Consider the following 18,069-nt stretch of genomic DNA (forward strand, 5'->3'; position numbering starts at 1 on the left):
TTAAAGAAGCCTATCAATACTCATCCTCGTTGAACAGGAAGTCTTCTTTTGTGGGATAGTCGGGCCAGATGTCCTCGATACTCTCGTAAACGTCACCTTCGTCCTCAATCTCCTGCAAGTTCTCGAGCACTTCGAGTGGAGCGCCCGAACGGATGGCATAGTCAATTAACTCGTCCTTGGTTGCGGGCCAGGGAGCGTCCTCCAGTTTTGATGCTAATTCTAGTGTCCAATACATATTCTTATTCTTTTTATGTTAGTCGTTTCCACTATTTTTGCCAATCGGTTCTTAAATTGGGCGCAAAAGTAGTAAATAATTTTTTATCTACAAGGTTTTTGCCACATTATTTCATGTTGATGAGCGTTAAAATTTATTTTTTTTGCTAAAACGAAGAGATAATCGCTCAACCGGTTGACATATTTGATAATATCCGTACCCACTTCTGCCACATCGGCAAGGGCATCTATTCGACGCTCGGCACGACGGCAGACGGTACGACAGACATGACACTGGGCAGCAGCTATAGTACCACCAGGTAATACAAAACCAGGACACTCCGGCAGGAGGGGCAGTATCGCATCAACACGCTGTTCCAGGGCCTCCGTCTCGCCCTCTGGCAGGATAGCCGATGGATAGAGCGGCGTCTTACTCTGATCGGTAGCCAGATGAGAGCCCACGATGAAGAGGTTGCTCTGCGTGTGAATCAGGAACTCGCGCTCATCATCATCCTGAGGCAGTTGGGCAACCAATAATCCGATATGTGAACAGAGTTCGTCGATAGTGCCATAAGCCTCCAGACGGACATCACTCTTCTTAATACGTATGCCACCCACCAGACTAGTCATACCTTTATCGCCTGTGCGAGTATAAATCTTGGTCATTTTCATAAGTTTTGAGATTTTAGGTAAGAGGTTTTTAGAAGTTTATGATATAGTTTTGTTTCACGCGTTTAGGGTCGAAGAACACGATTCCACAGTAATAGAGGTCAAAGGTGACTGTTGCCCTTGGGTCGCGCTCAATACTGTGCCAGTATTCTGGGGCACGCCAGATATCTTGAATCACCACCACCGACTTGTCGCTGCATTTCGCGAACAGGAGTCTATAGTCTGTCTTGACAGGCACGATAGCCATATCCACCGCATCGGCATTGTCAACAATCTGCGCCTTGCGACATCCAGCCTGCAGATAATCATGGAAGCCCGTCTTATCAATAACAGTGCAGGGCTGCAGCTCATTAGCCAGACGAAAATAAAGCAGTCCCAGTTTGCGACGCAGCCAGCGGTCATCCGGTCCCAACTCCTCATAGGCATAATACGGCCAGTGCTCGTTGATGACATAGCGCACAAAACGGTAGTCGGTAGGCGACTGGATGCCGAAGCCCCTGCAGTGCCCTATGCGCCTAAGCCATACGAATGCCTGTTGCAGTCTATTCATAGTTGATATCTGGAATTTAAGCGCAAAGATAATCAATTATTCCTAATTATTTAGTAACTTTGCAGCAAAATTTTATGATGATGACAGAAAAGATTAAAGTCATTGCCTTCGATGCCGACGACACCCTGTGGGACTGTCAGGGCTATTTCGAAGAAGTAGAGAATCACCTATACCGCCTTATTGCCCCCTATTGCGAGGATCCCAAGAAGGAACTCTTCAAGACCGAATCGGGCAATATGGCCGACCTTGGCTATGGGTGTAAGGCTTTCACCATCAGTATTTTAGAGACCGCCATGCGCATAGCAGGCAACGACCTCTCAGTGACGCAGCTGGACGAACTCCTGCAAGACTGCAAGCGACTGCTCCACCTGCCTGCCACACCCCTGCCTGGCGTGGAAGAGACGCTGAAGGAGTTGAGAGACAGAATACAAGAGTCAAGCCTCTCACCTCTCACCTCTCACCTCTCACCTCTCAAACTGGTCTGTTTCACCAAAGGTGAGTTGCAGGATCAGGAGAATAAACTAAGGCGTTCTGGTCTGCTGAAATATTTCGATGATGTAGAGATTACCTCCGACAAGACCCAGCGTGAGTTCCTGGCCCTGTGCGAACATCAGGGGATTCATCCTTCAGAACTGCTGATGATAGGCAACTCCCTGAAAAGCGACTGCGCCCCGGCACTGGCCATCGGAGCATGGGCCATCCATATTCCCTTCCACGTGACGTGGCAGTTGGAGCATTTTGAGGATATAGACCACGAGCGTCTTATAAAAGTTGATAAAATCAGCGATATTCTCAAATATATTTAGTAATTTTGCATCCGAAAAATTAATAATGTATATGGAACAGAAAAATTATAAGAGAATAACTGTGACCTCTGCCCTGCCCTATGCCAATGGCGGTGTGCATATTGGTCACCTGGCTGGCGTCTACGTACCGGCCGACATCTACGTACGTTACCTGCGTCTGAAGAAGCGCGACGTGATGTTCATCGGAGGTTCTGACGAACACGGTGTGCCCATCACCGTTCGTGCCCGCAAGGAGGGTATCACCCCTCAGGATGTGGTTGACCGTTATCACAAGATGATCAAGGACTCGTTCGAAGAGTTCGGTATCTCATTCGATATCTATAGCCGTACCACCAGCGAGACACATCATAAATTTGCTGCCGAGTGGTTCAAGAAGCTTTACGACGAGGGCAAACTGGTGGAGAAGACCACTGCACAGCTCTACGACGAGGAGGCCAAGCAGTTCCTGGCCGACCGTTATGTTGTAGGTGAATGTCCCTACTGCCACAACGAGGGTGCCTATGGTGACCAGTGCGAGAAGTGCGGACGCGACCTGAGTCCTACAGAACTGATTAACCCCAAGTCAACCATCAGCGGTTCTACGCCTGTATTGAAGGAGACAAAGAACTGGTACCTGCCTCTGAACGAGTATCAGGACTGGTTGAAGCAGTGGATTCTGGAGGGTCACAAGGAGTGGCGCTCAAATGTCTATGGCCAGTGCAAGAGCTGGTTGGATATGGATCTGCAGCCACGTGCCATGACGCGCGACCTCGACTGGGGTATCCCTGTACCTGTAGAGGGTGCCGACGGTAAGGTGCTCTACGTATGGTTCGACGCACCTATCGGCTATGTATCAAACACCAAGGAGCTCTGCGAGCGTGAGCCTGAGAAATGGGGCAACTGGGAGCAGTGGTGGCAAGATGAGGATACGCGCTTGATACACTTCATCGGTAAGGACAACATCGTGTTCCACTGCATCATCTTCCCTGTGATGATGAAGGCTCACGGCAAGTATATCATGCCCGACAATGTGCCAGCCAACGAGTTCCTGAATCTGGAGAACGACAAGATCTCTACCTCTCGCAACTGGGCTGTATGGCTCCACGAGTATCTGGTAGATATGCCTGGCAAGCAGGATGTGTTGCGCTATGTGCTTACTGCTAATGCTCCTGAGACCAAGGACAACAACTTCACTTGGAAGGACTTCCAGGATCGCAATAACAACGAGCTCGTGGCTGTTTACGGCAACTTCGTGAACCGTGCCCTCCAGCTCACCAAGAAGTACTGGAACGGTGTGGTTCCTGCTTGTGGCGAACTGCAGGATGTAGATAAGGCAGCCCTTGAGGAGTTCAAGGATGTGAAGGGTAAGGTAGAGGCGCTGCTGGAGCAGTTTAAGTTCCGTGATGCCCAGTTCGAGGCTATGAACCTGGCTCGTATCGGCAACCGCTATATCACAGAGTGTGAGCCTTGGAAGGTATGGAAAACCGATCCGAAGCGCTGTGAGACCATCCTGAACATCTGCTTGCAGTTGACAGCCAACCTGGCTATCGCCTTCGAGCCCTTCCTGCCATTCAGCAGCAAGAAGCTCCGCGAGATGCTCAATATCGACAGTTTCGAGTGGGAGCAGCTGGGTTCTACCGATTTGCTGAAGGCTGGTCATCAGTTGGGTGAGGCATCTCTGCTGTTCGAGAAGATTGAGGATGAGGTGATCCAGAAGCAGCTCGACAAACTGGAGGCTACCAAGAAGGCCAATCAGGCTGCCGCCTATAAGGCCGCTCCTATCAAGGATACCGTTTCGTTCGACGACTTCGAGAAGCTCGACATCCGTGTAGGCTTGGTGAAGGACTGTCAGAAGGTGAAGAAGAGTAAGAAGCTCCTGCAGTTCACCATTGACGACGGTTCTGGTACAGACCGTACTATCTGTTCTGGTATTGCTGCCTTCTACGAGAAGCCTGAGGAGCTCATCGGCAAGCGTATCCTGTTCGTGGCCAACTTCGCTCCACGCACCATGATGGGCATCGAGAGTCAGGGTATGATTCTCAGCGCCGTGGATGCTGACGAGAGTCTGAGTGTGGTCACCACAACGAAGGATGTGAAGCCTGGTTCACAGGTCGGTTAAGATAAAAAATGTGTTCTAAAAGACACAATAACATAATAACATGAAATGAAGAGGCTAATATTTTTGGTCATGTGGTTGCCCTTGCTGGCAACGGCACAGTACAAATCATCGGTATGGTGTCCGGACAATGGTGATGGCACCTATACCAACCCAGTGATTAATGCCGACTATTCAGACCCAGATGTCTGTGTGGGAGCCAGTGGTGAGGACTACTACATGACAGCCTCCTCGTTTCAATGTACACCTGGTTTGCCTATCCTGCATTCCAAGGACTTGGTAAACTGGGAAATCATCAACTATGCATTAGGCAACCTCTACGAGGGCAATGACGCGCTCCTTGCCCATTTCAGCAGTAAGCCCCAGCATGGTGCCGGAGTATGGGCACCCAGTATCCGCTACCACAATGGCTGGTACTATATCTATTGGGGCGATCCCGACTTTGGCGTGATGATGGTGAAGACCCAAGACCCAGCAGGAAAATGGGAGGCCCCCGTGTGTATCATCAAGGGCGAGGGCTATATCGACACCTGTCCGCTGTGGGACGAGGACGGACGCTGCTATCTGGTAAACGGATGGGCCAACAGTCGTTCGAAGTATGCCTCTGTACTGACTGTCCGTGAGATGAGTGCCGACGGCATGAGACCTATTGGACAACCCGTCATCGTGTTTGATGGCAACGGCACAGAGAACCGCACCTGCGAAGGACCTAAGTTCTACAAGCGTGACGGCTGGTATTGGATCATGTGTCCTGCCGGTGGTGTGCCAGAAGGCTTCCAGCTGGCCATGCGGTCTAAGTCGCCCTATGGTCCCTACGAGCACAAGATTGTGTTGGCACAAGGCAAGACCAATATCAACGGACCTCATCAAGGCGGTTGGGTGCACACGAAATACGGTGAGGACTGGTTCCTGCACTTCCAGGACAAAGAGGCCTACGGACGCGTGGTACACCTAAACCCCGTAGATTGGAGCACAGGATGGCCGGTGATGGGAAGACTCACCCCCAACCCCTCTCTGGGCAGAGAGGGGAGTAGATACACCGGAGAGCCCGTAGTAACATATAAAAAGCCGAAAGCTTCGAGCACACTCATCCAGAATCCTGTCGAGAGCGACGAGTTTAATGATACGAAACTGGGGCTCCAGTGGCAATGGCACGGCAACTACGATGAAAAGTTTGGTACTGCCACCGCCTTTGGCTGCTATCGTATCTACACATATAAGATGTCTGATGTAAGAGGTCAGAAGGAAGATGTTTCACCCAACCTTTGGGAGGTGCCCAACATGCTCCTTCAGAAGACACCTGCCGACGAGTTTACAGCAACAGCAAAGATACGTTTCACCTCGAAGGCCGACGGACAGATGGGTGGACTCATCATGATGGGCCTCGACTATTCAGCCCTCGTGGTGAAGCGTGTAGACAAAGCGTTCCAACTGATACAGATGACTTGCAAGGATGCCGATAAAGGCAAGCAGCAGACTGAGACCGTGCTGGCCACGCTGAAACCCACGGCAGAAGACAAGATAGACTATAAGCCCGGTATCCACGAAGATATCTACCTGCGCCTGCAGGTGACCAATGCCGAGGCAGGTGCTGCCCACGGCGGCAAACCCATGGTACAGTTCTCCTATAGTCTGAACGGCAAGAAATTTCAGAATTGCGGCGAACAATTTAAGATGCGTCAAGGCAAATGGATTGGTGCGAAATTCGGTTTCCTCTCTGTAGAGACCAACGCTAAAGTTGACCGCGGATGGGTGGATGCCGATTGGATAAGAATAAATAAGAATTAAAGATAAGACCTAAAAACCTGAAACCGCCAATGATGAAAATAATTCTCCTGGCTACCGTCCTACTGACGGCATGCCTGCAGATAAAGGCACAGACACTTGCCACTGAATACAAGGGTACCGCCAGTGGCAATCCCATCAGCGGAAGCGTGTTCTGTGCCGACCCCACCGCCATTGAATACGATGGTCGCCTCTATGTCTATGGCACCAACGACCACCAGCAGTATATCAAGAACGGTAAGACGGGCAGCAATGGCTACGGCAATATCAAGTCGCTGGTCGTTTTCTCAACCGATGATATGGTGAACTGGACCTTCCACGGCACCATCGACGTGAGTAAGGTATGCACCTGGGCAGGACAGTCGTGGGCCCCCTCAGCCGTATGGCGCGAGAAAGAGAATAGCAATGGCACAAAGACAAATGAATTTTATATCTATTTCGCCAATGGAGGCGGTAGCGTAGGTGTGATGAGGAGCACGAAGTCACCCCTTGGTCCGTTTTCCTCGCCTCTCAGTCAGCCCATGATACGTCACGGTATGGCTGGCGTCGACCCCTGCAACTGGCTGTTCGACCCAGGTGTGGTGATCGACTCTACAGGCACGGCATGGATTGCTTTTGGAGGCGGAGACCCGCAGTCGTCAGGTTCCAAGCTATGGCCTGGCAACTCGCGCATAGCAAAGCTAAAGTCCTCGATGACAGCCCTCGACGGTGCTGCCGTGAATATGCCTGCCCCCTATCTCTTTGAGGCCAGCGAACTGAATATCATCGGCGGACGGTTTGTCTATACCTATAACACCTCCTGGGGCGACCGTCCCAACTGGAACACCTACGAGAAGCGCAACGGTCAGGCAGCGCCCTCGGCCTGCAGCATGTGCTACATGGTAACAGACACGCCACTGGATCCTGACTCATGGGAATACCGTGGAGAGTATGTGCCCAATGAAGGCAGTTTCAGCAGTCTGGGCGCCGACTACGGTAATAACCACACCCACCTGCATAAGTTCAATGGCGAATACTACCTCTTCTATCATGGCAATGTGCTTGAGAAGACGATGAAGAGCAAGAATGCGATGGATGGAGGCGCCTCTGGCTACCGCTCCCTCTGCGTCAACAAACTGACGGTGAACGAAGAGACGCAGAAGTTGAGCAAAGTCAGCATGAACAAGACTGGCACGACTGCCATCAAGAATATGAATCCCTACACGCTGCAGCAGGCCGAGACGATGTCGACCTCTGGTGGCGTGAACTATGAGGACTTCAAGAATATCAAAAGCGTATCCAAGAGTTCGCTGGGCAATGATGCCTCAGAGAACCTGTACGTCAAGATGGCTGCAGGCGCATGGACAATGGTCCGCAAGGTGGACTTTGGCACAAACGGTGCCCGCCAGTTCACACTGAGGGCGCGAGGCACAGGTAAACTGGAGATTCGTATTGACAGCAAGACAAAGGCTGCAGCAGCCACAGTGGAATTCTCGTCAACCACGTTCCTGGACTTCACCGTCGACCTGGACCCTGCCCTTTTCAAGAAAGTACACCACCTCTATTTCGTTTTCACCGAATCCACCAATGCCCAGTTTGACTCCTGGCAGTTTGTGGAGTACGACCCCACTGGTGTTTTCGAGATTGAGACGACAGAGGATACACAGTCAGAGAAGCAATTCTTTGACCTCAGCGGACGCCGCCTGCCGAAGGACAGTAAGCATCGCGGCCTCGTGATAGAACAATACACAGACGAAAACGGTACGAAGAAAGTACGCAAGCATTTCTAATTTATGAACTACGCAGTGATTATCGCCGGTGGGTCCGGCAACCGTATGGGACAGGATATTCCCAAGCAGTTTATCAATGTTTATGATAAGCCTGTCCTGATATATACTTTAGAAGGTTTCCAGCGCCATCCGATGATTGATGCTATTGAGGTGGTATGTATTGAAGGCTGGGAAAGTATCGTACAGGCCTATGCCAATCAGTTTAATATCACTAAACTACGTTGGATAGTCAAAGGCGGCAGTTCTGCACAAGAGTCAATCCGTAATGGCGTCTTCAACCTTGAAGGCAAACTATCGCCCGATGATACTGTTATCATTCACGACGGCATCCGTCCGGTGATAGATGATAGCGTGCTGACAGATGTCATAGAAGTGGCCCATCAGTATGGCAATGCCGTTACGTCACTACCCTATAACGAACAGATTTTTGTGGTCAGCGCCGATGATGCCAACACCACCACGCAGTTTATCCCCAGAGAGACCCTACGCCGCGTTTCTACCCCACAGGCTTACACCTTCGGTCTGCTCGACGAGAAATATCATGAGGCCTTCGAGAAAGGCATCGGCATCTATGGTTCCCATTATGCCAATACGATGATGGTAGAACTTGGTGTGCGTCTGCACTTTGCAAAAGGTTCAGACAAGAATCTCAAGTTGACAACAAAGGACGATCTGGAAATATTCAAAGGTTATCTGACTAAAGAAAAAGACAGTTGGTTGAAGTAAGATGAATAAGCAACATCCATTATACAAGGAAGACATTACCAGGATTCTTTCCATAGAAGGAATGAATACCCTGTCAGGAAAAACAATCCTAATCACAGGAGCTACAGGTATGGTTGGCACCATGCTGATTGATGCGCTGATGGCCAAGGGCGATGTGAATGTCATTGCCGTGGGACGTAGTCGTGAGAAGGCTTCCGCAAGACTTGGTATGCATTTCGATAACAAGCATTTTAGTTTCCTTGAACAAGATGTTTGTCAGCCCTTCCCTGCCGATATCCATGCCGATTATATCATCCCTATGGCCAGCAACACCCATCCGTTGGCCTATTCTCAATATCCCATTGAGACAATGATGATTAATCTCAAAGGTGCCGAGCATGCCTTGAATCTTGCAGAAAAGACAGGAGCAACAGTTGTCTATACCTCTACCAACGAAGTCTATGGCAATGCCATTGACGACCAGTCATTCACAGAAGGCAGCAACGGTCTGCTGAATCTCAGTAATGCCCGTGCGTGCTACAACGAGTCCAAGCGTTCTAGCGAGGCCTTGTGCCAGTCGTATGCAGCCGAGAGAGGTGTCAAGGTAAAGATTGCCCGTTTGTGCAGAATATTTGGTCCCACCATGCTGATGGAAGATAGCAAAGCCTCTTCACAGTTTATTCGCAAGGCTGTCGATGGCGAGAATATCGTGTTGAAATCTGCTGGCAACCAGTACTTCTCCTATACCTATGTGGCTGATGCCGTGATGGGACTGCTGACAGTATTGCTCAGAGGCGAGGATGCCGTTGCCTACAACGTCAGTAGCGAGAAGACCAATATCTGCCTGAAGGACTTTGCCCATATCTGTGCCGAGTGTTGTGGCAGGAAGGTGGTATTCGACTTACCTTCTGAGACAGAATCCAAAGGCTATTCCGTAGCAACAAGGTCTATCTTAGCCAATGAGCGTATCAAGGGGATTGGTTTTACCCCCTATTACGACATCCACGATGCCATCAGCAGAACAATAGAAATTTTAAAGACTTAAGCGAAGGGATTCTCTACGCGCTGGTGCATGTCGAAGAAAGCCTTCACGTGGTGGGGCACGCGTTTCTCCTCAGGGGGCAACTGCATATAGTCGCCATACACGCCGCGCAGGTATTCGTCATAACCAGGCATCATACGGATGGCGATATTCTCAAACGGCATATCTACAGGTTTGCCATCCAGTACCCTGCTATCAAATAATTCGCGCATAGCATAGGCACCACCATAATTAATAAGGTGGTGGGTTGAGCCGTAGGGATACTTCAAGCAGATTGCACGCATCTGACGGAGTAGCGAGCGGCGCATGTACTGACGAAAGAGGAATCCCAGTGTCTTGTAGCAGAAGCGACCCCACTCATGCGGCTTCGTGAGCAACATGATATACTCTACAAACGTGCTGCGCGTGCAGATAGCCTCATGTCTGTTCTGCAGTTTCTTATAGCGATACACCAACGCTTCTACCTCAGCCTTATCGTTGCTTGTGCTGTCAAGTGGGAACACATCGATATACAGACCTATGACGCAAGGCACGTCAGCCCGCTCTATCAATGTGGTGTGCTTGTTGCAGAACTTAGGAAACGGCAGGTTGTAAGCCTCGTGCGTCTCGTCCGACACCAGTTCGTAGTCACCAAAATCCGTGGTGCGACAAATCTCCATGAAGCGCTCAAAGTCGGGTCGCGGCATACCCACATCGATATCATCGTCCCAGGGGATGATACCCTGATGACGTACGGCACCGATAGCCGTACCTCCGATGGCATAATAGGTCAGTCCGTACTTCTCGCATATCTCATGGAACGCCCTGAGCACATCCGTGATGATGGCCTTCCACTGGGTCAGTTCCTGTTCTGTCAGTTCATGATTCATCTTGCGTCTTATTTTTTATTGCCTGCAAAATTAGTGATTATTATTTGAACATGCAAATTTCTGTGGAGCAACTCGTCGTTTCTGTGTGGGTAACTCGTCGTTTTTCTATTTCTGACAATTCTGACACCTTTTATTTGTTACATTCATATATTTTTCTTAACTTTGCAGCAAATAAAAAAGATTGTCAGTATAACATATGAAAATAAAAAAGTACATACCAACGAGACGTATCGGTAATGTTTTCAATCAATTAGTATTTCCCTTTTGCATCGCCATTTACACTCTTATTCCTTTTTATACTGAGGTCGGCATAGCATATTACGGATTCCTCGTTTTTGTCTATTCAGTCTTCATGTATTGTCTCATCATGTCTTTTACACCCATGGGGTGGATAAGACGGAGGAATAACTGGCTTACTAACGACCCTAATAATCCTATAAAAAAAGAGAAAATAGAAAAATACAGAATACTGTGGTTTAAAGATGTGAAAAATGGTGTGGCATGCTATTACTATCCATCAGACAAGAAATTCGTCCTTTCACACATCATGTTCCTCAATCCTGCCCGCTATGAGAAAGAGTATGGGGAACGGAAATACCAGGCACAGGTGCGGACGGACCGTATCAGCATACCCCATTACACAGCGATTTCTGATTGCGACAATTGTTTTTCCTTCAATGTGGGTGTCATCATTGACAAACAATCTGCAACAAAAGCAAATATATGCAAAATCCGAGATGAGATAATGGAGCTGGCTAAGGACGACTACGACCAGCATATCTTCGTCCGATTCTCATTCGATGAGGATACCCTATATATGGAAATACACCAATTAGAACACATCAAGTCCGTTCTTGTAAACAAGGACAACGAGAAGGAGTATTACATACCAGAAGAATACGAAAAAAACAACATAACCATCTCTGACCGATTCTATAATATTTTAAATACTATTTCTATTGAGAATTATCTCGGTTCTTTAATGCCAAAAGACATTATTTCAGAAGAAGAGTTTAAAAAGGTATATGGATTAGGAATCGTTTGAAAAGCATAAAGCGTTTGCTAGGGGGAAAAGTGAAATCACAGCATTTTTCCCCATTCTCTTGCATAATTAGATTTTTGTTTGTACATTTGCAGGGTCATCAAGATGATGATTACCTGTGAATAATAAACCTAAAACAATAAAATTATGAAACATCTAAAACTTTTCGGCCTGTTATCAGGACTTCTATTCTCGGCGTTGGTAATGAGTAGCTGTGGCGATGATGAAGAGGATCCATTTGGAGGAGCCAGGAAACCCAGCGATATCCAGTGGGCGCAGCATAGTTATCAGATACATTGCTCTGGCGAAAGCTGGACTGAGATAAAATGGGAAGGCTATTATGCCTCTATCTATGACAAATGGACCTTCAACAAGGGCAGCAAGAAAGACCACAGGATTTTCTTCTCGCACTACAGATGGTTCCCTGCGGACTACGGACCAACCTACTGGACAGAGAAGCTGGACAATGGCGACTGGTATTACGAGGGGCGCTACAGTTCCCACGAATATGAAAGCAAGACCTTGGGGAACGACAGCACACTGATTACCTTCGAGATGCAAGGCCGTACGTGGCATGGCGTTATCACCAATGGCGACATCATTCTTACCACACCCAACGGAGAGGCCTCTGTAACCCTGAAGCGCTTAACCGTAGAGCCCTACGACGGCTCGTATGACGAGACTCTGAAGGATATCCTGTAAGTTGAAACGGATACAAAAAAAAGAAAGCCCGATCTCTCATGGAATCGGGCTTCTTTGTGCTGAGTATTTATCAGGTCCTGCCAAACAGCCATTTCTTCAGAAACGGACTGATGCGCAGGATGTTTGAGGTGATAATGCTGAAACCAATGACCAGCAGGGCAAAGAGCACGGAGAGCGTGGTATCAGTGATAAAATTGTGCTGATAGCTCTTGAAGAACAGACCCACGCTGGGCAGACTGGGCACGAAGAGGAAATGAATCAGATAGATATCCAGCGTGCGACGGCCTATATACTGCAACGAGGCGCCGATGATGGTCATTTTGGTGAAGTAGTGCTTGTAGTTGCGGAAATACATCAGGGCGATGAGCAACAAGAGGAACATGGCTCCCGTCTGGGGGATGATAGCCCACGCCATACGCAGGGTGCGCCATTTCAGGGCATCCATCGTACAGAGGATAGCCAGCAGCACGATGATGGGGAAGAAACACTTCGAGTCCATCAGTTTCTGGAAACCATTCCAATAGCGATGGGCAATATTACCAAAGAGGAAGAACGGCATCCACAGCATCAGTTGCCCCAGACTGGAATCCAGCAGGAAGCGGTGGATATCGGTCATACCGCCACGATAGCCCTTGGCCCATGAGAAATAACGGGGCTGATAGCACGAGTCATAGAAAGCCAGCGAGACAAGGAACAGCAGGGTGATGAGTGCCGCGGATATCCAGAAGGCCTTGTTTTTCGAGAAAAGCGAGGTAATCTTACTCTCCAGATAGGCAAAGGGATAGTAGATCAGGAACATGTAGAGCAGCACCAGCGTAAACCAGTAGCCACCCTTTGTGGGCGAATGGAACGACTCTTCAAGGCCAGGCCAGAAACTGGGTTTCAGGATGGCTGTAGCCAGGAGGAAGAAGCAGATGGTGGGGATGAGTTGCACGCGCATCTTCTTCAGCACCAGCGTACCCAGGTTACGCAAGTCCCACACCTGCGAAGCTTTGTAGGCCAAGAAGCCACTGATGAAGAAGAACAGCGGCATGCGGAACAGCAACAGGAACTGAAGTGAAGAAGAGTGCTTCCACTGTTCCTCGAAACCTATCTGCGCCACGTGGTTGGCCACCACCATAATCATTGTGAAGCCGCGAAGGGCATCGAGCCACTCCATGCGTGGCTTCTTCGTTTGTGTTATTTCATTCATGGCTGCAAATTTACTTAATTTATTTGGAACTTCAAACAAAATGTCGTATTTTTGCATGTTGATATGGAGAATCTGAAGGAAAAGACAGCTCGCGGACTGATGTGGGGAGCCGTAAACAATAGCACGATGCAGGTATTGAACCTGTTGATTGGCATCCTCGTACTCCGTCATCTGACGCCAGAGGATACGGGTCTCATCGGCATGCTGGCTATCTTCTCGGCCATCGCAGGCAATCTGCAGTCAAGCGGATTCTCTACGGCACTCATCAATGAGAAGACACCCACCAAGGAGCAGTACAACAGCGTGTTCTGGTTTAATATCCTGATGGGTGGCGTGCTCTATCTCATATTGTTTTTCTCGGCACCGCTCATCGCGTGGTTTTTCCATCAGCCACGGCTCACTGACCTGTCGCGTTTCCTGTTCCTGGCGTTTTTCATCTCATCATTTGGCATCTCTACGAATGCCTATATGGTGAAGAACATGATGAACCGCGAGATTACGATTGTCAACCTCTCGGCACTCCTCATCTCTGGCACCTCGGCCATCATTATGGTATGGTGCGACATGGCCTACTGGACCCTGGCCTGGCAACAGGTGATCAATGCTGCCGTACTGGTCATTGGCCGATTCCTCTACGTGAAATGGAAGCCTACATGGCATTTCTCATTTGACTATATCCGACAAACGTTCTCGTTCTCAATGGGAATACTGGTCACGATGATTGTGAATACTGCCAACCAGAACGTGCTAACCGTCATCTTCGGGCGCCTGTTTCACGATGCCCGCGTGGTGGGAAATTTCTTTCAGGCCTACAAATGGGACTCGATGGCTTTTCAGACCGTAGGCGGTATGGTGGGACAAGTGGCGCAGCCCGTCTTAGTGAGTGTGCGCGAGGAGCACAACCGCGAGCAGCAGGTATTCCGAAAGATGATGCGCTTCACGGCCTTCCTCTCCTTCCCTGCCCTCTTTGGACTGGCATTGGTGTCGCGCGAGTTCATCCTCTGCACCATTGGCGAGAAATGGATTAACATCGTGCCGCTGCTCCAGATACTCTGTATCAGCGGTGCCTTCATGCCCCTATATACACTCTATCAGAACCTCGTTATCAGTCATGGGCGCAGCGATATCAATATGTGGCTCAACATCTGTCAGGTGTTGCTCCAGATGGGCGTCATCTTCGCTTTCTATCGTGAGGGGATGACCATGATGGTGGTGGCCTACTCGGCATTCAACATCCTGTGGCTGGGTGCCTGGCAGATATTTGCCAAACGGATTATCGGGGTGAGCACAATGGACTTCCTGAAGGATGTAGTGCCGTTTATGCTGTGCGCGGCAGTGGTGATGGGCGTCTGTCATCTGGCTACGCTGAGCATCACGAACAACTGGTTGCTGCTGGGCGTCAGACTGCTATTGGCTGGTCTGCTCTATTATGGCGTGATGCGTCTGATGAACGTGGTCATTCTGCGCGAATGCATACAATTTGTGAAAAGTAAAAAGGTAAAAAAGTAAAAAAATAGAGAGATGGAGATATCTGTCATCATACCCGTCTATAACAAGGCCGAATACCTGGATAAATGTTTTGTGAGCATTTTTTCGCAGGCGTTCGATAGTTTCGAGGTGATTGTCGTGGAGGATGGCAGCACAGACGGCTCTGGCGATATCTGCGACCAATGGGCTGAACTGGAACCGCGCCTGAAGGCTTTCCACAAGGAGAACGGAGGGGTGACGGCAGCGCGTCGCTACGGATTGGAGCATGCTGAGGGCAGATTCATCATGTTTGCCGATGCCGATGACCTGTTTACGAAGGATGCCCTCGCCATGATGTACAGACTCATCAACGAGACAGGCGCCGACGAAGTGATTGGCACCTACGATGACCAGTACGGACAGCGCCACGACTCAGGACTGAGGGGCTGGGTGGAACCAGAGCATCTGATTCGCGACCTACTGGCCCTGCGCAGTCAGTTCTGCGTGCTGTGGGGCATCATCTTCCGTCGTGAACTGCTGGAAGGTTGTCTGGGTACACCTCGTGAGGTCATTGAGCGCGAGGACTCGCTGATGCAGATAAAATGTCTGATGAAACAGCCCAAAGTCTTTTTCACAGAACAGGCGGCCTATCTGCACTACGAAGATGTGCCTAACAAGCGCAAGGAGACGCTGGACTGGATTCGTATCTATGACGAGGAGTTGCGTCAGACGTTACAGCCGGAGTGGGCGCGCTACCATTCGGCTTTCGTGCATCATCAGATTAAGGTGTACGAGAAATTCATCGACAAAAAACAATTCCAGGTGCTCGATGCGTATTATCGCCCTCTGCGCCAACAACTTACCAACGATATTCCCTTCATGGACCGTATCGCCATCCAACTGCCGGCACGTCTGGCTTATCTCTTGATTCATACTTACAAGACTCTGCTGAAATGGAAGAAATAAAGAAATATCCAGCACAGAACGATGTGGCTGTGCTGCTCATCATTTTCTCTCGTACGGAGACACTGAAGCGCACCTTTGGTGCCATCCGCCAGTGCCGCCCCTCACGTCTGTTTATCTATCAGGACGGTCCTCGCAACGATCAGGAAGCGCTGAAGTTGGAGGCTGCACGACAGATTGTGGATGACAGCGAGATAGACTGGGAGTGCGATGTGCAACGCAGTTACCACAACGAGAACTCTGGTGCCTGGCTGTCGAACCATAAGGCTCAGACATGGGCATTCTCATTGGCAGATAAAGTAATTGTGTTGGAGGACGACTCCACGCCTTCATTGTCGTTTATCCCTTTCTGCAAGGAGATGCTCGACCGTTATGAGCACGATGAACGTATCACGATGATAGCTGGTTTTAATCATGAGGAACAGACGGATGCGCCCTACGATTATCTCTTCACCACAGCCTTCAGCATCTGGGGATGGGCTTCATGGCGCAGGGTCTTTGAGCGTTGTGAGGTGGGTTACCCTATTGCTGATGATGCGTTCAACATGCACCAGTTGGAGGCTTATGTAGCCAACAGGCACGAGGGTGGCAAGGAGATGCTGAAGAAGCTTTACAAGCACAAGGCTTCTGGCAATCCTATCTACGAGACACTAATCTGGACGGCCTGCACACTGAATAGCGGACTGACCATCGTACCTACAAAGAACCTGATACACAATACAGCCGTGAGCGAGGAGTCGGCTCATTTCCAGAGTTCACTGAACACGCTCCCCAAGGCGATGCAACGACTGCTCACCATGCCCAGTCATGAGCTGCAATGGCCTTTACGCCATCCAAAATATGTCATCGAGAATGTGGAATACAAGCGTCGCATCTATCGCATCATGGCATGGGGACACCCATGGGTGAAGATTGGTCGCTCTATCGAAGAACTGATACGCAACCTGCGCTATGGCAACATGAAACAAATCAGGGAGGCTGTCAAACATAGGATTAGTAAGCTGACAGGGAGATACGATTATCAGTAGTTCTTTTTTGGAGTTAAGGAGTCAAAGGAGTTAAGAAGTTAAGACGATAGACTTTTCAGGAGTTAAGACGATAGTTTTTTTCTACGAGAGGGATGATACTATCAGGCACCAGCCCCTCGATACTTTCACCAGCACGCACACGCTGACGAATTTCCGTACTTGACACAGGAAGCAGAGGCACATTGATGGTGCCAGGATAGGACTCACGCGGATAGGCTATCACCTCGTGATGATCCATAATATCCTGCCAGTTGCGCCAACGCTGGAAATGAGCCCAGTTGTCGCCTCCTATCAACAACGAGAACTTGCAGTCAGGATAGTCCTTGCTCAGATGCTTCAAGGTGTTCCAGGTATAAGAGGGTTTGGGCAAACGGAACTCATAGTCGCAGGCCTTCACGCCCTCAACACCCTCAAGGGCTTTCTGTGCCATCTCCAAGCGCAGATGGTCATCCAGCAAATCGGCATCATTCCGTTTCAACGGATTCTGGGGCGACACCATCAGCCATACCTCATCTAACGCACATTGCCTCAGCACGGCCTGTGCTAAGGCAATGTGTCCGTTATGGATAGGGTTGAAAGAACCACCAAAGATACCGATTGACCTCATCCCAGGAACTCTTTGACGATTCTCAAGGTCTCCTGCTTGGCTGTCTCCAAGTCATCATTCACGATGATATGGTCAAACTGAGAAGCGAAGGTCATCTCGTATTCTGCCTTTGCCAGACGCTCGGCAATGGCTTCTGGTGTATCCGTAGCACGACCTTCCAGGCGTTTGCGCAACTCCTCAACAGAGGGGGGCTGGATAAACAGGCTCAAGGCCTCATCGCCATAATATTTCTTGATATTGATGCCACCTTTCACATCGACATCAAACACCACATTCTGTCCTTGGTTACGCTGGTTCTCCACCTGCTGTTTCAGGGTGCCGTAGAAGCGGTCCTGATAAACCTCCTCGTATTCCAGGAACTCATCGTTCTGAATCTTCGACTTAAACTCCTCTGGTGTCAGGAAGAAATACTCCACACCATTCTGTTCAGAGCCTCGTGGCGCACGACTGGTACACGAGATTGAGAAATAAAGCCTCAGCTCAGGATGCTCCTTCATCAGCCACTGCACGATGGTTGACTTTCCACTACCCGAAGGCGCAGAAACAATTAACATTTTTCCTTTCA

At 49.5% G+C, this 18,069-nt stretch carries 18 protein-coding genes; 11 read left to right on the forward strand and 7 right to left on the reverse strand.

Annotated features, from left to right (window positions below; translation table 11 throughout):
* Window positions 1–13 precede the first annotated feature (13 nt).
* The 3 genes from L6468_RS13035 to L6468_RS13045 all read right to left on the reverse strand — a co-directional run bounded on the left by L6468_RS13035 (window position 14) and on the right by L6468_RS13045 (window position 1,432).
* Window positions 14–235 carry a DUF2795 domain-containing protein gene (locus tag L6468_RS13035; protein ID WP_021852076.1) on the reverse strand — a complete coding sequence of 74 codons (222 nt, stop codon included), beginning with the start codon at window positions 233–235 and terminating at the stop codon, window positions 14–16.
* 83 nt (window positions 236–318) lie between these two features.
* Entirely contained in the window at window positions 319–885 is a 567-nt protein-coding gene (locus tag L6468_RS13040; protein WP_237793545.1) for a cob(I)yrinic acid a,c-diamide adenosyltransferase, read from the reverse strand.
* Between the two features lie 28 nt (window positions 886–913).
* Window positions 914–1,432, reverse strand: a complete 519-nt coding sequence (locus tag L6468_RS13045) for a hypothetical protein (protein WP_237793546.1) — start codon at window positions 1,430–1,432, stop codon at window positions 914–916.
* Between the two features lie 74 nt (window positions 1,433–1,506).
* On the opposite strand from L6468_RS13045, the gene L6468_RS13050 reads away from it, so the two are divergent.
* From L6468_RS13050 to L6468_RS13075, 6 genes are read left to right on the forward strand one after another with little or no spacing between them, the layout of a single operon-like run.
* Window positions 1,507–2,238, forward strand: a complete 732-nt coding sequence (locus tag L6468_RS13050; RefSeq protein WP_237793547.1) for an HAD family hydrolase — start codon at window positions 1,507–1,509, stop codon at window positions 2,236–2,238.
* A 31-nt stretch (window positions 2,239–2,269) separates the two neighbouring features.
* On the forward strand, window positions 2,270–4,336 hold the full coding sequence (gene metG, locus L6468_RS13055) for a methionine--tRNA ligase (RefSeq protein ID WP_237793548.1): 2,067 nt from the start codon (window positions 2,270–2,272) through the stop codon (window positions 4,334–4,336).
* A gap of 45 nt (window positions 4,337–4,381) precedes the next feature.
* Window positions 4,382–6,121 carry a glycoside hydrolase family 43 protein gene (locus L6468_RS13060; protein ID WP_237793549.1) on the forward strand — a complete coding sequence of 580 codons (1,740 nt, stop codon included), beginning with the start codon at window positions 4,382–4,384 and terminating at the stop codon, window positions 6,119–6,121.
* A 29-nt stretch (window positions 6,122–6,150) separates the two neighbouring features.
* Window positions 6,151–7,887, forward strand: coding sequence for a glycoside hydrolase family 43 protein (locus tag L6468_RS13065; RefSeq protein WP_237793550.1), 1,737 nt, complete (start codon window positions 6,151–6,153; stop codon window positions 7,885–7,887).
* A 3-nt stretch (window positions 7,888–7,890) separates the two neighbouring features.
* The gene (locus L6468_RS13070) at window positions 7,891–8,613 is read left to right on the forward strand and encodes an IspD/TarI family cytidylyltransferase (protein ID WP_237793551.1); all 723 of its coding nucleotides are present in this window, start codon (window positions 7,891–7,893) and stop codon (window positions 8,611–8,613) included.
* A gap of 1 nt (window position 8,614) precedes the next feature.
* On the forward strand, window positions 8,615–9,637 hold the full coding sequence (locus L6468_RS13075) for an NAD-dependent epimerase/dehydratase family protein (protein WP_091852539.1): 1,023 nt from the start codon (window positions 8,615–8,617) through the stop codon (window positions 9,635–9,637).
* Here the strand turns inward: L6468_RS13075 and L6468_RS13080 are convergent.
* Window positions 9,634–10,503 carry a LicD family protein gene (locus L6468_RS13080; protein ID WP_091813920.1) on the reverse strand — a complete coding sequence of 290 codons (870 nt, stop codon included), beginning with the start codon at window positions 10,501–10,503 and terminating at the stop codon, window positions 9,634–9,636. The genes L6468_RS13075 and L6468_RS13080 overlap by 4 nt on opposite strands.
* 382 nt (window positions 10,504–10,885) lie before the next feature.
* Between L6468_RS13080 and L6468_RS13085 the strand changes: the two genes are divergently transcribed.
* Together L6468_RS13085 and L6468_RS13090 are read left to right on the forward strand one after the other, a co-directional pair.
* Window positions 10,886–11,548, forward strand: coding sequence for a hypothetical protein (locus L6468_RS13085; RefSeq protein WP_143005701.1), 663 nt, complete (start codon window positions 10,886–10,888; stop codon window positions 11,546–11,548).
* 144 nt (window positions 11,549–11,692) lie between these two features.
* Window positions 11,693–12,247, forward strand: a complete 555-nt coding sequence (locus L6468_RS13090; RefSeq protein WP_237793552.1) for a hypothetical protein — start codon at window positions 11,693–11,695, stop codon at window positions 12,245–12,247.
* Window positions 12,248–12,317: 70 nt separating this feature from the next.
* On the opposite strand, the gene L6468_RS13095 is transcribed toward L6468_RS13090, so the two are convergent.
* Window positions 12,318–13,439 (reverse strand): acyltransferase family protein, encoded by a 1,122-nt coding sequence (locus L6468_RS13095; protein ID WP_237793553.1) that lies wholly within the window; start codon window positions 13,437–13,439, stop codon window positions 12,318–12,320.
* A gap of 63 nt (window positions 13,440–13,502) precedes the next feature.
* Here L6468_RS13095 and L6468_RS13100 point away from each other — a divergent pair, with 63 nt between their 5' ends.
* From L6468_RS13100 to L6468_RS13110, 3 genes are read left to right on the forward strand one after another with little or no spacing between them, the layout of a single operon-like run.
* Complete coding sequence (locus L6468_RS13100; RefSeq protein WP_237793554.1) at window positions 13,503–14,948, forward strand: lipopolysaccharide biosynthesis protein; 1,446 nt, start codon at window positions 13,503–13,505, stop codon at window positions 14,946–14,948.
* Window positions 14,949–14,960: 12 nt separating this feature from the next.
* A complete protein-coding gene (locus tag L6468_RS13105) occupies window positions 14,961–15,872 on the forward strand; it encodes a glycosyltransferase family 2 protein (RefSeq protein ID WP_091813905.1) in 912 nt (303 codons plus the stop codon).
* Window positions 15,860–16,897: a hemolysin activation protein gene (locus L6468_RS13110; protein ID WP_237793555.1), complete on the forward strand. Its 1,038-nt coding sequence runs from the start codon at window positions 15,860–15,862 to the stop codon at window positions 16,895–16,897. Before L6468_RS13105 ends, L6468_RS13110 begins: the two co-directional genes overlap by 13 nt.
* A gap of 55 nt (window positions 16,898–16,952) precedes the next feature.
* Here L6468_RS13110 and nadD read toward each other — a convergent pair whose 3' ends face one another.
* Together nadD and gmk are read right to left on the reverse strand one after the other, a co-directional pair.
* Window positions 16,953–17,504: a nicotinate (nicotinamide) nucleotide adenylyltransferase gene (gene nadD, locus L6468_RS13115; protein WP_237793556.1), complete on the reverse strand. Its 552-nt coding sequence runs from the start codon at window positions 17,502–17,504 to the stop codon at window positions 16,953–16,955.
* Window positions 17,501–18,058 carry a guanylate kinase gene (gene gmk, locus L6468_RS13120; protein ID WP_237793557.1) on the reverse strand — a complete coding sequence of 186 codons (558 nt, stop codon included), beginning with the start codon at window positions 18,056–18,058 and terminating at the stop codon, window positions 17,501–17,503. The genes nadD and gmk overlap by 4 nt, the downstream gene beginning before the upstream one ends.
* Window positions 18,059–18,069: the final 11 nt, after the last annotated feature.

The sequence above is a fragment of the Prevotella communis genome, assembly GCF_022024115.1.
Classification (GTDB): Bacteria; Bacteroidota; Bacteroidia; order Bacteroidales; family Bacteroidaceae; genus Prevotella; species Prevotella communis.